Raw genomic sequence first — 18,941 nt, 5'->3', positions numbered from 1 at the left:
AGGACGCGCCGCTGAATCGGGCTCAGCGCGCGGAATTGCTCGTCGAACTGTGATGGTGTGGCACGAGAGATTGATTCGGCGAGCGGGTCCGAGTCTTCGCCATGCTCGAGTTCTCGGTACGCGGTGGCGAGTTCGTCGCGCAATCGGCTGGTTTCCGCTGCCCGAATCGCCGCTGCCGTGTCGGGCTGTGTCCCATCGGCATCGCCGCGCATCTCCGATTCGTACTGCGCGGCGGCGCGCACCAGATCCTCCGGCATCGGGTAGTCGAGCCAGCGTGCGGCGATGAGGATGATTCGTTGATCGGCGGTGATATCGGCGGCCGGTCGGCGCAGTACCTGACTGACCTTCGACTGCGAGGTTCCGGCGACCTTCGCGACGTCTTTCTGAGCCGCTTTTCCGGTGAATCCCGCTGCTTGCAGGTCGCGGTATCGGGCAGCGGCAGCGGCCAATTCCGGATTCGCGAGTTCGCCGGCACGGGAGTCGCCGAAGCGGGCGGTCGCGAAGTAGTGCGTCAGCGCATCGACGAGGGCGGCGGCATGCGCCGAGTTCGACACGTGGGCCAATCGTCGCAATTCACGCAGGGGATCGTCGGCATCCGGGATCGCGAGCGGTGCCGTGGGGTCGGATCCGAACATCCGGTCCAGGCGCCGAGACAGCGCGTCGGCTTTCGTGACGAACGCCCGCCGAAGTTCTTCGAGTCGGTCCTGCTGGTCCGGCGACAGCACATCGGTGGTCGCGGACTTCCTGGTCGCCGCCTCGGCTCGGCGGTGCAGGTCGAGCGCCTCCGAGATCCAGGCGATCAGTTCGGAGGTGTCCACCGCCGCCAGAACGTCGTCGGACGCTTCGGCGATGCGCTGTCGGATGGCATCCACGGCCGAGCGCACCGCTCCCGCCAGCACGACATGCACCGGCGCCGAGAGCAATTCGGCCAGAACATGCCGAGCCGCCGACGCCGTCGATCGGTCGACGGTGCGAAGGGTTGACGCGGCCTCGTCCGGTCGCCCCTCGGGATTCTCCGGTTGGACCGGTTGTGGATCGTTCCGACCGTCCTGTGCCCACGATTGCGCCGGAGTGTCCTCGGCTGATTCGTCCTCGGTGGCAGAAATTTCGGACGCGGTCGCGTCGAGTCGGCGGTAGGTGGGGTTGGGGCGCCAGAACTGCCGCAATCGGCCCGCCTGGGCCGCGAAATCGCGCTGCCAGATTTCGGCGGGAATCTCGAAGCAGCCCACGACGCGGTCGCTGCGCAGGCCTCCCGGCCAGTGCACGGAGACGACGTCGCCGTTCTCGTCCACCACTCCGAACCCACCGGGCGCGTCGATGACGTAGATCCGGTGGACGACGGTCCACTGCGAGGTCGCGGCGTCCATCATCACCGACTCGCCGTAGTCGCCGGCTCGATTCACCCGCACCGTCGTGTAGACGACCTTGCCATCGCGCTGGGAGAGCGGGACGAATCCGTCCGCCGACGGAACGGACAAGGGCCGCGTGTCGCCCCGGAACAACAGCCCCCCGCCGGCGCGCCAGCCCGAGCGGACACAATCTTCCGCGATCGCGCCCCACCTCCGGCGAATGGTCTCGAGGTCGATCTCCGTATCGGCGGCAGACGCGAGCAGCACGTCGTCCGGCACCTGATCGACCGGCTGCCAGTGCACCGGTGTCGACCGGCTGTCGAGGATCCATTGCAGCACCTGATCGACGTCGAGCGGAGTCGGTGCGGCGTCGGACGGCCGGTGTCCGATCGGACCTCCGGCCACGTTCTTCTCGGGATCGTTCGGCACCCCCCGAAGCGCTTGTCCGGCAACGGGCTTCGACCCGACCGCCGACTCCGTTCGGCCGATGGCCTGCAGATGCGACACGGTCCGGTCGAGAATCCGGCGGGTGGGGCTGTCGTCCGCGAGTTCGTCGGCCAGTGTCACGGCCGACGTCGGGTCTTCGATGAGCGTGCGCCGCAGCCGATGCAGTGGCGCCAGGATGGGTTTGATCTCCGTGTCCGCGGTGAACCGGTTGAGCAGGGCTATACCGGCGTCGAATGCGGCCGAAAGGCGTGCGCGTGCGGTCGTGGATTGGCCGAGCGAGAGCTCGTACGCGGCGATCGTGATCAAGGTGCGCAGATAATCCGCACCGACCGCAGCGAATTCGCTACGTGGATCCGCCAAACTCGCTCGGGTGAACTCCCGTTCGAGCCCGGGGAGCCCTCGAAGCGCCTCGGTGATTCGCCCGGGATTGACGATATAGATCGGCTCCGCTTCGGCGGCGGACTTCGATGCGCGTTTCCGGGCCGGTGTCGGCGCCGGTGCCGGTGTTTCCACCGGTGGGCGATCGAGCGCGCCGGGAGTCATCGGCACAGCCTCGGTGTCGCTGCGGTCGCGGAGTCCGGACGGGATCCGCCGCACCGCGACCTCGTCCGCGTCGACGTCGTCCACTTGTGTCCGGGGCTCGGCCGGAAGTTCGGCCTGTACACCGCGGGCGGCCGCGATCGCCGATCCAAGATGGCGGGCAGCCGACCACAGCGCCTGTGGGGCGGCGGCAAGAGGATCGGCATGCGCCTGCCCACCGCCGCGGCGGCCAGAGGTGAAGGCGGCGATGAGGCGATCGCGGCGATGGGGCGGCAATGTGTCGAGCGCCCGCCGTACATCGGTCAACCGCACGTCGTTCCACGCCTGCACCATCGGATCCGATTCCGTCAGACGCGCGCCGTTGACGAGCAGTTCCCGGATGCGCCACCACATGTGGGCGAATCCGCGTTGTTGCGACAGCACGTTGTTGGCGACGAGCTCCACCCACGCGGCCAGGCTTCGATCTTCGATCTGGGCGATCCGGCCGACAACAGCGGCGCAGATCTCGTCGAACACGCCGGGTATGGCCTGCAGTCCGAAACGTGTGGAGACTGTGCGAAGTTCGGTATCGAACTCCGCGCGGACGAGTGCGGCCGCTCGATCTTGCGCCCCCTCATCGATGTGCGCCCTGATCCGTTCGAGGAGCCGCGCCGAATCGGAACGCGCTGTACCGCTGCCTGTTTCAGTGACCGACGCCCACGGCGTAGTGGCCGGCGTCGCGTCTTTGCGCTGCCACGGGGTGGCCCCGATCGCCGTGGCATCGCTGTTTTCGCCGAAGTCGACGGCGGCCGGATCGGTCCCGGGGTGGGAGTTACCGCCGCGGCGCCACGGTGAGCCGGGTGCCCGATCGGTGCCGGAACCCTGTTGCGGCGCAGGCTTTCGAGCGGGACGCCCGGGGCGCGAGCCGATCGGCCCGTCGGTTGGTGAAGCGGCGTCGGTGAGTAGTGCGTGCGCCCAGGCCGTCACGATCGGAACGTCTCCGGGCAGCGGGGTCATCGCTCCGGCATCGACGTCGGCCGACGGCAGATCGTGAAATCTGGCGTACTGCCGTGCGGCGATCCGGTCGGCGACGACGCCCGTGACGGCGGTTGCGAGGAGGCGGCCGGTATCGGCATCTATTTCGTCGACGGCCTGGGCGAGATGCTCAGCGATAATCGCGTGGAACCGTTCGCGCAGCGGCCCGGTCGCGGGCAATTCCAAGTGCAGCACTCGCGTCTCGTCCCCGTGCGCAGCAAGAACGGTGAGACAGGTACCCAATGCGGCCTCCAGCCGCGGTCGCAGTTCATCATCGCCCCTGTCCGGCACCGCCGCTCGAAGAGAGGTTCGCAGGCGCTCGATAGCCGCAGCGCAGGCGGCCTCGAAACCGGTCTCCTTGTCGGAGAACAGCTCCTGAAATGCCCCGGGGACCACGCCGGCGCGCTGCTGAACCATGTCCAGCGACATCCTGGCGTAGCCATAACGCGCGGCGACCGAGATCATTTCGGTCAACATCCGTTCTCGCTCGACAGGTTTCGCCGCCTCGATCGTGCCGCTTTCCGCCGATGGCGACTGCGGTCGCGTGACGGCGACGGGCCTCACCTCCGGCGACGCGGTACCGATACGGAGGAGGTCGGCGAGATCACGCCGTAGGCGCGTTACCACAGCCCTGTCTCCGGTAACGGCCCAATTCGCCAGCAGGCCTTGGATCGCAGCCGCCAGAGCGCGCAGATTCTCGGCGGACATGGTCGGCTCGTCGAGTACCTCGGCCAGAGTGGCGGCAATCGATTTCGTGGCGGTCATGGCGCGCGCAGCGCGCTGAACCAGGTCGAGGCCGGATCTTTCTACCAGTACGACCCGTGCGGTGCCCGGTCGAGCGGTCAGGGCACTCACATAGGTGTGCGCCACGGTCGCTATACGGGCGGTGTGGTCGGGCGCCCGCGCGAAACTCACTTCGTCGACGATCAGTTGCCGCAGATCCTCCAGCGCCGCCTTGTGCGCCGCGGCGAATGCGTCGTAGGTGCGCGGAAAGTTTTCGTCGAACTCCTCCGGAGCGACTTCCGCGCGGCGGCAGATTTCGTCGACTGTCGTCGCGGCGAATCCCTGCTCGGCTACCGTCGCCACCGTTGCCCCCAGGATGCGGGCCCGCGAATCATCGTGCCGCGCAGGTCTTGTCCAAGGCGCGAACAACCACTCGTCAGGATCCGCCGTGGCGAGGCGGATCGACAGTGGCTCCCAGGACGGCGCGAATTCGATGCCCTTGCGACCGATGATCGCACTGCGCACGGCGGGATCGGTTTCCATCGCGTCGGCCACGGCGAGTATCCGCAGGTAGTCTTCTTCCTCCCCACGGGCCACGACTCGCCCCTGCACCAACGACACGCGCGTCCGCGACGGCCGGATCTCGGGACGAGCGTGGGGTTCGGTGTTCACCGTGGCATGCACGAGCATCCTGGCGCTGTTCTCACGTGTCAGGGGCCGCATGAGCTCCTGCAATCGACGCGCCGCCGCCCATGCGCCGGGCACATCGTCGATGACGACCTGCAGCTTGGCCACCCAGTCGTCGATCGGCACCGGTGCACCCTGGTCCTGCTTCACCAGGTTGAATCGTTCCACCGCGGCGCGGTGCCCGGCAAGTGCGGCGAGGTATCTACCCGCCCCGCTCGTCGACGGCACGACGACCGGCACCCCCTGTTCGGTCGCCTCGGTAGCGACGCTGCCGAAACCCTCCGCCCGCGAAGGCATCACGACCACGGTAGCCGCGCGAATGTCCGCCCGGATCTCAGCAGGATCCCTCGTGTGTGGCAGCACCTCGACCACATCGGGGTCACCGACGATCTGCGCCAATTCGGTGTGGGCCGCCCTGAGGTCGTTCTCGAAACCCCGGACCACCAATCGGACATCGTGGCCGTGCGCGCGCAGCCGCGACACCACCTCGGCGATCTCCGCGCCACCTTTCAACGCGTCGTCCACACGGCCGAAGAGCAGAACCCGTACCGGACTGCCGGGCGCGGGCTGCGGCGGCTGTTCGGCCATGTCCAGGACCGGCTGCAGTTCGTGCACCGAACTGTGGCCCGCCAGGGCGGCCTGCAACAGTGCGTCTGTCGCCAATGCCGGGCCCAAGCCCGTCACCAGATGCGCCCGCCGCGAAAGATAGATGCCCGCCGCGACGCTGCCGCGACCCTGCGCAGGATCGCTCGTGAGGCTCTCCCACAGCATCGGAATCAGATGATGGACAGCGACGATTTTTGCTGCGGGATAGACCTCCTCGGCATTCACCGCGGCCCGGAGGCCACCGGCTTCGACGTGCACGATCACCATATCGACCGAGTCGGGCAAACTTCTCACGTGCTCGGGATGCAGATCCCGCATCCACTCCTCGCGGAGGTAGACCTGCACACCCGGAACCCGGAACTCGGAATCGACCTGTCCCGGTAGGACAGTCACTTCGTGCCCGGCCGCCACCAGGCCCTCGCAGAGCGCCAGGTTCAACGTGCCCATACCCGTCCGGCCCCGTCCCCACAGAGCGCAGCACACCAGAATTCGCTGTCTGGTGAGGTCGAGCCGAACCCGATGCCAGACCTGCCCCTCCGGCAGGGGATCGGCCGTGTCGAGATCGATGCGGCCGTCCATATCGGACAGTCCGCGACGTAACTCCTCGACGGTCAGCCCGGGATCGGAATCGGTGGGATCGCTTCGGGTGTAATCCAGTTGGGCGACCAAGCGGTGTCGGCCATCGGGGTCCTGGGACGACGTGACAACGAATGCGGCGTCGTCCCTGGCAGTGGTCCGGGCGAGTTCCGCCAGGCGTGCCGCCGCGGCGATGACGTCCCGGTGCGCCGGCTTCGAGTCCTCTTCGGGCAGTCGAGCCGCGACGGCGGCGGCCAAGGCCCCCGGATTCGATACGTCAGCGCCCGATACGGCCAGTTGCCAGCGAAAACCGCTGTACTCCTCGCGCATCTCAGACGCGTGCAACCGGGCATCGTGATGAGCTTCGGCCGGCCCGTAGGACGGATCGGACTCCAATCGGTCGGCGATTTCCCGTGCCTTCGCGGCGTGGCCGCGACGCATGTCCCGGTTGTCCGCGAGCCACCCGTCCGGTGGCCGGAGCCCGGTGGTGGGATGGGCGAAGGCGGCGCGGTCGCGCAGGTGATCGATCAGCGCGCGGCGGCCGGAGTTCCCGTTGTCCGCAGCGGGCATTGCCGAACGGACCCACCCGAGAACCGCTTCGGGCTCCGACAACGACCGCAGAGCATCGTCGGGCGATCCGAGTTCCTCCGTCGGCCTGCTGCCGATGCGATCGTCGGGCTGCGGCAGCCCCTGCCGGCCGGCGTTGGCGGGCTCGACAAGGTAGGCCGATCGGCCGACGTCGTAGTCGTTGAAGGTCGTGTCGGCCGGATCCACCTGGACCGGAGTCAGCGTCGGGCGGATGTCGTCGAGATACCGGAACAGGGCGGGGCGGTTGGTCGCGGCTCGGCCGCTGGCGCCGTCGATGACGATTGCGAGGTGACGGCCGCGAGCTGCGGCAATACCCTGTGCCCAGTCGATGAATGTGCGATAAAAATCATCGACTGACACATGGTTGATATAGGTCTCCTGCGGGTTGAGACCGCGAATGAGCAGCAGGGGCACACCGGATGTGCTGGTGGTTTCGATGAGCAGGCCGGCGCCCTCCAGCCTGGCGCGGTCCGGGTCGTCCGGATTGCGGACGATGACAGCGGCCGTCATATTCGGCATCGCTTCGGCGACCGAGCGATACTTGCCCGCCCAACAGGCGCTGGCGATATGCCCGGACAGCTCGAGCAACGGCCCACGTGTCGGAATGAACCGCAGCGGAGTCGTCTCGCTCGCGACACCGACCCCCTGAGCGCGCGCTATCGCCTCCTCGAGCGCGATAGCGCTGGTCATTCGACGGAAAGTGCGGGCGCCGTTGCGGCTGGAGAAATAGTGTGAGAACACCTCCTGGTTCGTAATGTGATCCACAAATTCCCGGACGAGGACGATCTCGTCGAGCGTCGGCTCTCCCGCACCGATATCCCGCAACCGGTCGATCCATTCCGGATATTGCTGCATCGCCCACGCAAAACAAATCGTTCGCAAGTGGTCGTGCAAGTCCCCGACTCCGGCCAACAACTGGAAATTGTTCTCGAAATCCTCGAGTGAACGCAACGCCGGAAAAGGATTCGCACCACCGGGCTCCGATGCTGTGAGTTTCCGCAGCTCCTCTGCGAGAGCTCTCATTTTCCGACGCGCCACATCGTTCATCACGGCGCCGTTGGCGTGCCGGCCCGACGTAAGCGAACGCTCCAATGCAGAGATGTGCTCGACGATGCCGCGCCCGAGTTCCCCGAGTAGTTGGGTGATCGGACGCCGGGCACCGGTCATCGCCGAATGCGCGGCACGCAGATTTGCCGCCAGCCGCGCGAAACGCGCCAGCAGGTCCTCGGTCCACTGCGGCCCGGACCCGGCGCGCAGCTTGGCGACCTCCACCACACCACTCGGCTGGTATTCCGTGGGCATCGCCGCGATACGCCCGTCGGTCGTGGCCCGGTCGAAATACGCGAGCAACTCCCGCAACGACGCGGTATCGCCGCGGTGCCACTCCGACGTCGAAAATCTCGTCACGGCCATCAGCACGCCGGCGAGAAGATCCGACGACCGCACTTTCGCCAAGCTTTCCCGCGAGAGATGCGCTGACTTCACCTCGGTCACGAAGGCCCGCACAACTGCCTTCAATTCGGGCAGCACTGCCGCCCCGGTGCCCCGCAAGCCGAGTACTGTGTGCTCTCTGCCTCGCTCGTCATCGGCCATGACAGCGCGGACAGACCGGGCGAGTTCCACTGGTACGTCAGCGACCAACTCCGTGGCCGCGCGAATCGTCGGCGGCCGGCGGCTCGGTGGCAGCGCAGCGGCCAGAGTGGAATATCTGGAAAAAGTGAAACTGTCCGCGTGGTCGATGTAGAGGTCCTCGACCGCGCGCAGCTGCTGCTCGGTGAACACGACGTCACCGAGAATTTCCTTGGAAAACTCTCCGATCCGGCCCGAATGCAGATAATCGTTGGCGATGCTTTGTCGGATTGCGCGCGGAGAATAGTCGTCGAGGGCGGCTAGATAACTCCAGACTCGATAATCGGCAGCCATCGCCGCGCTGCGCAGATCGGTTTTTTCCGGAGCGTCAGGGTCTGCGGTCTTCGACACGAACTGGCGGATCGTTCTCAGCAGAGCCTGATCCAGAGCCCCCGCCGGTATTTCAGCCATGCGACGCAGCTCCCGGCCGATCCTGCCGAGATCGTCCGCCCATGGCAGACCCAAACTTCCGCGCACAACGGGCGCGAAATCCGGATTGTTCGCATCGGCCCGCCGCAGAGCCGCACGGATCTCGCTCCCCGCCAGGAATTCCACTCGGGCAGCGATCCCGCCGATGCCCCAACCCGGAGTGTGCACGAAATCGAGCACTGCCTCGTAGCCTATCGGCGTTGACAGCGCGTCCAGGATGTCGGGATGGGTGGCGAGAGTGATGCACATTCGGTGTTTGTGCAAGCTGTCGAACAGTTCGGCATCGCCGATCGCCGCGGAGGCGTCGGCCATCCTGATCTCCTCGACCCGCTCGACGAGCTGATCGAAGAACTCGACGATATCGGCGTGCTCGGTCACCGGCCGCGCGGCTACCTCGAGGGCCAGGCGTTCGATGTCGTTCGTGCTCAACGACAATCGGGAGGCGGATCGCGCGACGCGGCCGGCCGCATCGATCGGTGGTGGCACCTCGTCGCACGCTTCCTGCGCGGCCGGGAAGGTATCCACGAACCATGAGTGCAACCGGTCTGCGGTCTTTTCCACCTCGAGCTCATCGGCCGTCAGCCACCGGGCGTCGGTGATCCGGCCCTCGCCCCTACCCGCCGCGAAGCGTACGGCGGCTTCCATCACCGCCACTCCGGCATCGGTGAATGTCACCGAACCCGTCGCCCGCACATTCAATGCCACCGCCTCCGGCACGGTCGGCGACCGCCAGTCGGCGGGCGAACCACTGGGACGGGGAGATTCCCTGACCATCAGAAACCGTTCGACACCGGTCGCGTCGACATGCCTGATCAGTGCGCCCGCATCCGGCGGCAGGACGCCGGACACACTGCGGATATCGATTCCATCGATATCCCGGACGGTGGCGTCGTGCGGGAAGCTCGCCGTCAGTGAGCCGGGCGGCGCACCGAAGAGCCGTGCCAGCTCGTCGTCCAGTTGTGCTGTGAGCGTGGAGGTTTCGCTATCGTACGCGGCCGATGCATCGCTGTGGGCGAGTAGCGCCGCGGTCAGCGATTCCACGCGGTGCATCGGCACCGGCAGGCTCTCGGCGCCCGCGACGGACCGTCCCCGCGTCTCGGCCCACACGCGCCCCGCCAGCTCGTCGAGGCATTGCAGACGCCAGGCGAGCCGGACGAGCCGATCGGCGTCGGCCGGCCCACTCGGGTCCCCGTTCATATCGACGGCGCGATCGAGCACCGGCCGCAACTCCGGCCGCAGGTCCGGCGACAGCGGTCCGCCCGCCACCGCACCGAATTGTCCGGCCAAGGCACGGTATTGCTCACCGAGCCGGTGCCGATAACGCTCGTATGCCGGCCCTTCGGCCGATCGCGCGCCGATCGGGTCGAATCGCGGGTTTGCCTCGTTCTCCGAGGGCCTACTGCCGATGACGTCGTCTGGTCCGAATCCCGGCTGATCCGCTGTGGTGGCGGTTCCCGATTTCGCTTCGCCGGGAGGAAGATTCACCACCAGGTCCGGTGAGATCTCCGGTAGGCGCAGGGTGGTGACATAGTGATGGATCACCCATTCCGGACTGCCGACGTCGGGGCCGTCGATCTCCACAGCGGCGAACCCCACCGCGACCGCCTCCGCCGGCCTGAGCGTGGTTTTCGTTTCGTCGGTGAAGGCCGCCTCCGGAAGGCGCTGGAGCCATTCTTCGTACGATTCGGCGATCAGGCCGGTGATTCGCAGCGCCCTCCATGCGCGCCGCAGCACGGCCGCGATTTCCTTACTGAGCCGGTTGCCCGCGGCGTTGTCGATCGCGTGCCCGAATTCATGGATGACATCGTCGTGGTAGGACCGTCCGCTGGCCGGGTGGAACCCGGTCGAGCGGTCGTACAGATCGTCCTCGAGCGCTTGGGCTCGGTCGGCCACCCGGGACAGGTTCAGCGTCATCCACGTGTTCCGGGTGCCCCGGTTGAAAGTCTCGGCGTTGACCCCGGGATCCGCCAGGAAGTCGATGCGCAGTTCGCGGATATTGCTCATGTGCGCAACCAGATCCGGGGCGTGCCGGTATCGGGTGAGCAGGTCGTCCAGTGTCTGGAGAATTTCTCGCACCGCGTCGACAGGGACGCGGGGATGGTCGAATCCGGCGATGACGAAGTAGGGATGGCTGAGGTTGAACTCCTCGACCAGCCGGGCTTTGGCCTGGGCGTCGGCGCTCACACCGCCGATGTGCGCGGTTTCTTCCGGGGTGTGCGCCGCATACCGCTCGGCTCGGCCGAATTCGGCCATCACTCGCGAGTGCATGTCGAGCAACATGGCTTCCTGCGCACTCGAGAAGTCCCGCAGCCGGCCCTCGAGGTAGGACACCTGCTCCCGCATCTCGGTGATGTCGGCGCGGGCGAAGCCGTGGCCCTGCCACACCGGGCGACCGTCGACATACCGGGTGAACTTGGTGGCGAATGGGCTCGGCACGGCCTGCTCGGAGTCGAGTGCGGTCCGCCCGCCGGTCACCTCGCCGTCCGGGCCGATATTCCAATGCCGTGTGTTGCGCCGAGTCCCGGTTACCGCATCCAGCAGGCCGAGCAGCTCCCCGGAAGCCGAATCCAGATAGCCGCGATCGACCGGACCGGACGCGAATCCTTCGCTCGCCGGATCACCGCCGACCAATCCCAGATCGTAAGCCCGTGACATTCCCTGCGGCAGAACGGTATTCGCAGCGCCTCCGGGCACGATTTCCCGGTACAGCACCCTATGGTCGTCGCTTGCGGGGTGGGTAGCGGCGACCGGTGCGCCCATCGCACCACCGATCAGCGATATGTGCCACTGCTTCGCCGCATCGTCGGCGTCGTCGTAGACCTCCTGGAGGCTCTGGTAGCCGTTACCGAACGTGACCCGCTCGACGCTGACTCCCGGGGCGCCCGGCAGCGGTTCCCGGCGCACCACACCGGCGTCGAGGCCTTCGATGAGAAGGGCCGGGAAACCGGTTGTGCGCGGGCTGTGGGGCGCGCTGCCGATCCGGCCTTCCGGGCCGCTGGACGGCGGGTCCTCGTACCCCGGTTCCGAATCGGACGCCACCGCACCGGTGGAGTCGGTGAACGAGCCCGGCCCCCACAGCTTTGCTGTCAGGGCACTGCGGAAACCGTCGGGTGCTGTTGTCGCGGAACGGAAATCGCTCGACTCGTTCGCGTCGGCGTCCTCCGCATCGTGGGGCCTACCGATCGGGCGACTCCCGATGGCGTCCCCGGATGCGGGGTAATCGGGCGTAGACCGGGCGCCGGGCAGCTCACCCGTCAAGTCGATGCCGCGGTTCTCTGCCTCCTCCACCGCAGCCGCTCGTCCGCTCGTGCGCAGCTTGAGGCCGATACGGATCAGGTAGGCATTGACGGTTGTGGGTGAGATCCCTTGCGCCGCCGCGATTTGCTTGTTCGTCTTGCCCTGTTTGACGAGTCCGAGAATCACGGCTTCGGTCTCGGACAACGAATCCTTGCCCTGGAACACCCGGGAACCGGTATCCGCCGCATCGGACGGAAGTGCGAGGCCACCGGTGCGCAGCGCCTTGCCCACCATTCCCGCCCGATCCCGAATGCCGAGCTTGACGCCGAGCCGGTTCAGCCGACTCTTCACCTGATCGGGTGACAGACCGAGAAGGACGGCAATCTCTTTGTTGCTCATCCCTTCGGCAACCAGCCCCAGTACCTCGCGTTCCACATCGGACCATTCGATGCCCGGGCCGCTGTCGATTGCGGGGATAAGGCCGGCGTGAAAGGCCCGCGCCACCATCCCGGCGCGATCACTGATGCCGAGTTTGCCGCCGATGCGCGCGAGATGGGCCTTCACCGTGAGCGGTGACAATCCGAGTCGCGCCGCGACCGCCTTGTTCGACATGCCGTCGGCAACGCTTGCGAGGATCGATACTTCTCGCGCGGTCACTTCGAGGTTCGACGGTTTTCCGAGCGACTCCGCGATGTCGTCGTCCGCGAGCAGCCCCAGCTCTCGCGCGGCCGATACTATGCCGACCCGGCCGTGGTCTCCGAGCTTGTCGCCGATCTGCTTCAGGTAGAACTTGACTCGGCTCTCCGAGCGATCCAGCCGACGTGCGATGGCGTCATTCGACAACCCGGCGGCGACCATCCGGATCAGCTGGAGCTCATGATCGGTCAGGTCGTGCGCCGGCGCTTCAGGGCCCAGCTCGCCCGGCAGTAGCGCCTGCACGGACCGTACGAACGCCCCGAAGGCCCCGCGCTGCAGCGGTGTGCGGTCTTGTCGCGGTGAGGTGATCGCTTCGGTGATGATCCGGCGCTGTGTTGAGGTCAGGCCGGACCATGCCCTCGCGGCAAGCTGCGCAACGTCGCTGATCCAGGTTCCGATGTCCTCCTCCGCAGCGACCGGCCAGCGCCGGGTCTCGGCGATTCGAAAGACCGCCCCGTTGATGTACCGAGCCACGGTCCGCAGACGAGCGGCTTCAGGGCCGGCCGAAGGTTTGGTGCCCGGCATCAGAGCATCGAGCACGCGTCGAAATGCCTGCTCGCCGTACCGCTCCCGCAGTTCCCGGAATGCCGCAGCGTCACCGCGCTGTGCTCGTTGCAGCGTTGTCGGATTCTGCAGGCGATCACCACCCGCCGGTAGCGGCCGGTGAAGTTCGAACCAGGAAGATTTACCCGAGCCGTCGTCGAACACGGTTATGCCCGATTCGTCGGCGGCGGCCGCCATCATCGGCAGGCCACGGCCACGTTCGGCGAATTCGTCGGGCATATCGCCGATTTCGGGCGCGAAGGTGCTCTCGTCGAGAACTTCGAAACGCAGTTTTCGGCCGGCCTCGGTGTCGGTCTGGGTAATGACGACCTCGACCTTGCCGTCGGTGTCGGCGAGGGAGTTCGCCATCAGTTCCGACATGAGGATGATCGCGATGTCGACCCCGTCGGAGTCCAGCCAGCCGAAGGATTCCCTCAGCAACGCCTCCAGGCGGCGGCGTTCCGTGGCGACATCGTTGGTGCGAGTTCTTTCGCCTTCCCTGCCGGTCGGGCCCACTGCCACGCCGGCCGCCCGCACCGTGTACTGCTTGCGAGTGCTCGGTGACGGCGGATCCGTCGCGTTCTCCGACGGCCTGCTGCCGACCGGTGAGCGTTCGTCTCGGCGTGGGTCGTTCGACACGTCTCGGGCGGCACCCGGTCGGGCCGGCATGGCCATGTCCAGGTCCGGTAGCCCCGCGCTGATCGCATTTATTTCGTCCACCATGGCGGCGGGAGCGTCGACTTGCTGGGATGGCGGGAGGTTCTCGGCGGTCGGGGCGCCCCGGCGCGGATCGGCGACGAGGTTGCCGTCGCGGTCGAACTCGATGCTTTCGAACAGCCGCTTTTCCACCGGCATCCGATCGATGAACTTTTTCTGCTCGCGGCGCCATTCATCGAATCCGACGGCTTTGTTCAGCAACGCCCGGCGGTTTCGCAGGTCCCGCGGACCGTAGTCGTTCGCGGTGTCACCGTCCCGCGAGACCGCCAGGTCGACGACGACCAGGTTCGGTTCGTCGATCGAGTCGCTGTCGTTGACCAGCAAGACCATATGGTCGTCGGCGTCGGTGCTGCCGGTCGCCCGGGTGTCCTTCCATTTGTAGACCAGGACACTGATCCCACCCGGCCGGGACTTCAACGATTCGGCCACCTGCTCCAGGGATTCGGCCTTCTCGAGCCCGGCGCCGAACACCTTGCGCACCACATCGCGTCCGTGGCCCCGCAGTGTGGCGGCGGGCATCTCGAAACGGCGGGCGTTGCCGGGGCACAACACTCGCATGCCGGTCACGGCATTGTTGACGCAACTGTTGGGGCTGCGGCGGTGGATCTGCACGACCAGATCGAGCAGGGCAGCGGTGGCCAGATACTGCGACGCGGCGGCGACGATGTCGGCGGCCGTCCGATCGTCGGCTCGCGGCGACTCGGCCTCCGGATCCCGAGCGTCCAGGTCCACCGACCCGGAATCCGCCGATCCGGCATCCACCGCCCCGGAATCGACAGGCCCGGAATCCGCCGCAGCCGGGGCGATATCGTCCCGGGCGGCGGATCGTCCGCTATTCGCGGCAGTCAGGTGGTCGTCGACCGCCTCGCCGAGGATGTCCCGGGCGATGGTGGGGGTGATCGCGGAGGCCGGGTACCCCAGTGCCTCCGCCAGGACGTCCCTGGCGTCGGTCAGCGCGGGATCGAGGATGCGCATACCTTCGGCGCCGTCGATACCGGCGATTCGCATGCCGAGCGCGACGGCGAGCCGATCCCGGAGGGGCGTCAGGTGATTCAGCGCTTGTTCGTCGGTGAACAAGGCGCGTTGCAGGACCGTCGCGGGCGCGGTCGCATCGACGTGTTGACGTAGGGCCTCCACCGCTGCGGACGGAATTCCGTTCTGCTCCAGCAGCTCTCGCAACGGATCGGCGACACCGTCGCGTTCGAGAACGGTCAGCTGATCGGCGACGACCGGGGCGGGTATGCCCAGCAGCCCGGCCAAGCGGGCCGTCCGGTCCGCCGGCCCGTCCGGGCGGCCGAAGTCGGTGTCGTCGCGGTAGTGCCCGGTCTCGGCCTGGGCGACGGTGAGGCCGGGAAGGTATGTGGAGCTCGCGTGATGGCGGATGAACTCCGCGGTGGAATGCCGCAACGCACGCTGCTGCAGTTCCGGTGCCATCTCCCGGACGGCATGGCTCGCCGCGACGACCGCGTCGTGGGTCTGGGGCGTCGGATCGGCCTGGTGTGCGGCCACGGCCTGCTCGTAGACGACAACCGCCTCACGGACGCCGCGTAGGTGCATGGCATTGCGGATCAGCGCGTCCTGCGTCGACATCACCACCTGCGAACTGCCGCGCTCACCGTTGCGTGCGGTGCGGTTCTTGGCCTGCTCGTAGATGTAGGAGTGCTCCGGCGCCTCGGTCATCCAGACATGCATGCCGCCCTTGGCCTTCACCGCGTCCGAGACCGAGATGTCGACACCGCGCTGACCCTGCCGGTTGATCACCAGGATCTTGCCCCGCTCACCGGCCTCGTCGAAAACCTTCTGCAACTGGGCTTCCCAGTCCGCACCCCAGCCGATGATCCGTTTGGCGTCCACCGCTTCGATCGCCTCTCGGGGCACACCCGCGCGCACCAGTGCCTCGACCTGCCGGGCGACCAAATCGTTGCGGTGACAGAGGATCTCCTGAAACCGGCCCTCGCCTCCGGCCCGCATCTCGTTCGCGTATTCGGCAATCGTGCGCAGTTTGGCATGGGTGCTCTCGACCACATCATGCTGGCCCTCCACCAGCCGATGCGCCTGCGACCGTCCGATCTCGTGGGCCTCCTGCAGACCGTAGATCTTGTTCAGTACGGGGTTCAGGTCGGTGAGGGTGCCGGATGCACCGGTCACCTCATCGAAGAAGGATTCGCTTCCGACACGGTAGATTTCGACCGAATCGATGCGTTTGGCGGACTCCGCATCCGCGCGCACGACGATCCGATGCTCCTCGGCGCTCTCCCCGCGGGTCTCGGCCGCGCGGATCTCCTTGGCCTCGATGGCCTGCGCGAGGCTCGCCTTACCCGGCTCCGCGCTCCACCGTGATTCGCTCGAGGTCTTCGGGTTTCGTTGCAGACCGTGTTCGGCTTGGTCGATGATGACGATCTTGCCCGCGTCCATTTCGTAGTGGACGCCTTCACGGACGAGGAATTCGGCGTGGGCCGCGGTCTCCAGCCGGGAGGCGCCCATTCCGTCCAGCCAGTCTTTTCCGCCGGGCAGTGCCCCGACCTTCGCCCGGCCCTCGGGCGTGAGTTCGGGCTGACCGTCGTACCAGTGCATGACCTCCGGTGTCCCGTCGGCATGCTCTCCTATTTCCTCCGAGATGCGCCGGAGGCCGAAATCCTCGTGTGACAGAGCCCCTTTCGCCAATGCGTCGGTGAGGAAATCGTGGGCATCGAATACCTGCTCGGCCGTGGCCTGCGGCGCCGCCCGCTCGGCACCTTCCGACCGGAGGAACTGCCGCTCACCCCGGTCGATGATGCCGTCCATCTCGTCGATCAGCACATGTCGCGGTGGCTTGATACCGGCATTACACAGATGCCCGACCGTCTCACCGGTCGCGACCACGATCGCCGGCCGCCCCTCCGTGATCGGGCCGAAGCCGTTCTGCTGATCGGCCCGGAACACGTCGATCCCGAAGTCGCCCAACAGTTTCCGCACATCGGCGACTTCTCGATCGTCGGTCAGCAACTTCCGATATGTGTCGACTTCGCGATTGGCCAGCCCATCGGTCGTGGTGACGAGCAGAACCGATTTGTGCTGCACCGCCCGTTGCATTGCGGCGGCCATGAATACCAGCGATTTGCCCTGGCCCGGTTTCATTTCCACCGGGCGCCATTTCATCGCGTAGACGGCTTCGGCCTGTTCGACCCGCAGCACCATGCCGCCGGGCACCTTCTCGCTGATCGTGCCGCGCCGGATGATCTCCATCGTCGCCAGCAACGACTGGTGCTCATCGCCACTGTGCAGGCCGGCCATCAGCACGTCATCCGGCAGGTTGTGCAGGCGTTGGCTTTCCGGAACATGGTCGGCGGAAGCCGCGTGGAAGTCGATCAGTAGATCGACCGCCCGGTCGCGGTCGCTGCGTGGCAGACCGGCACCATCGGCCAGACTGTCGTGATCGGTGCCCGGACCGCTCTGCTCGTCGTGCGCCGATGACGAATGTTGCTCAGCGACGGGCGTTTCGGCACCGTCCGCCTCGGTCCGGCCCGAGTGCTCGGGACTTTCCGGGCCGGACTGCACGGCGGTCGCATCCCGCTGCGGGGCCGGACGCTCTCCGCCATTCGAGGATCCGTGCTCGTCGCGAGCGCCCGGCGGCGAACCGGCTTCGCCCTCGGCGACCGGATGGGGCCGTGCCGACGTCTTGTTGCCGGCGCCGTCCGCGACCGCGGTGTGTTCTCCGGCCGGGCGTGGCGTGCCGCTCGCCGAGAGCTTCGGCGGCGGCGCGGTTTCGCCCACCGCCTCGACCGATCTGGGCGCGGTCGCCTTCCCGGCAGCGACCGGTTTCTCGGCCGGTGGCCGCTCGCCCGGAGCGGCCGTCTCGGCATGCGTGCCCGACCGTGCCGCGGCGGCGTCGGCGGACGCGGGACGGGCGTGTTGTCCGGACTGGCGGCCGTCGGCTGCGATCGATGCACCCTGTTCGCCGCGTGAGGGTGGTTTCGCAACCGCGGTCTCCTCTTTGACCTCGGCGCGAGCCGCACCGCGCTCGCCTGCGGTCTTCGTGGTCTCCGCGGCCGGTCCCCAAGCCTTCTGCGCGTCCTGCCACGCCCGTTTCGATTCCGCCGACACCTCGACGGGCCGCCGAGGCGGCGCGGCCTTCCCGTCGTGCCCTGCCGAGAACGCGTCGGGTGGTGTGAAGGCCCCGCCGCCGTCGACGGTCCTCGCGGGGGCGCCGCCGCGGGAATACACGCCCCCGGCGAACGCTCCGTTGAGCAGCGGCGCGAGCACCTGATCGTAATGCTGCGGCCAACCGGCCACCATCGATGCCGCACCCAGACCCGATATCGCGCCGGCGGTGCCGTGCACCAGGCCCATGGCCAAACGACTGCTGCCGATTCTGGGGAAGACCATCGGCGCGAACTTTCCGGCGAGCATGCCGCCCGCCGCTCCACCCATCCCCGCCAGGGCCGCGACTTCGATCGACTTCAGATCGATCCCGGTCGGATTCGTGCCGTCCGATCCGATGATGTCGGCGGTGCGATCGCCGGTGGCGACCTGCAGCGCCTGCACTCCCGCGTCCACGCCCACGGGCAGCGCGGCCGCCTTGGCCAGCATGGTGGCGAACTGCAACGGTCCCGCCGCGGCCAGCCGGGTAGCCGCCTTCGCCGCACCGGCCTGGATCGCCCGTTCCAGGCTCGCCCGCATCGCCGTTACTTCGCCGCGCCCCTCGACCAGCATGGCATCCACGGTGGGCGCGGCGGCGGCGGTGCCGGCCGGACCCGCCGCCGCGGCGCTGCTCACCACACCGAAGATGCGCCACGCCAAGTGGATACCGAACGTGAACATCACGCACAGCCACTTCTCCGCGTCGTTGGCGGCGGCCTGCGCCTGGTCGGCCAGGGTAGCGGCGTCGTTACCGAGCTGGGCCGCGCCCTTCCCGTACGAATGCAAGGCCTCGCGCAGCCGGTCGGCCAGCTCGCCCACCGAGTCTTCCTGCGCGAGAACGGCTTTGATTTCCCTCGAGTGTCCGTCCAGCTCCTCACCGCGTGCCCGGAGCTCGGCGGCCATGCGGCGCATCTCGGAGATGTCGGCGCGCGGGAGTTCTCCGCCGAACACCACCATCTCGATCGGTCGCCGCAGCATGTCGGGCAGACTTTCGAAGGTGTTGCGCAGCTCGACGACGGGGCTGAGTAACGAACCGTCCAC

Annotated in this window: 1 protein-coding gene (cut by a window edge); it reads right to left on the bottom strand. The window is 67.4% G+C overall.

Annotated elements, in window-relative coordinates; all coding sequences use genetic code 11:
- Positions 1-18,941, bottom strand: the 5' portion of a protein-coding gene (locus AC5592_RS14970; protein WP_157121874.1) for an MFS transporter. It extends 18,595 nt beyond the left edge of the window; 18,941 of the gene's 37,536 nt are visible here — the first part of the coding sequence; the start codon lies at positions 18,939-18,941; the stop codon falls past the left edge of the window.

Origin of the sequence: Nocardia violaceofusca NBRC 14427 (assembly GCF_963869435.1) — a bacterium.
GTDB classification, from domain to species: domain Bacteria; phylum Actinomycetota; class Actinomycetes; order Mycobacteriales; family Mycobacteriaceae; genus Nocardia; species Nocardia aobensis.
This window is presented reverse-complemented; position numbering and strand designations above follow the sequence as displayed.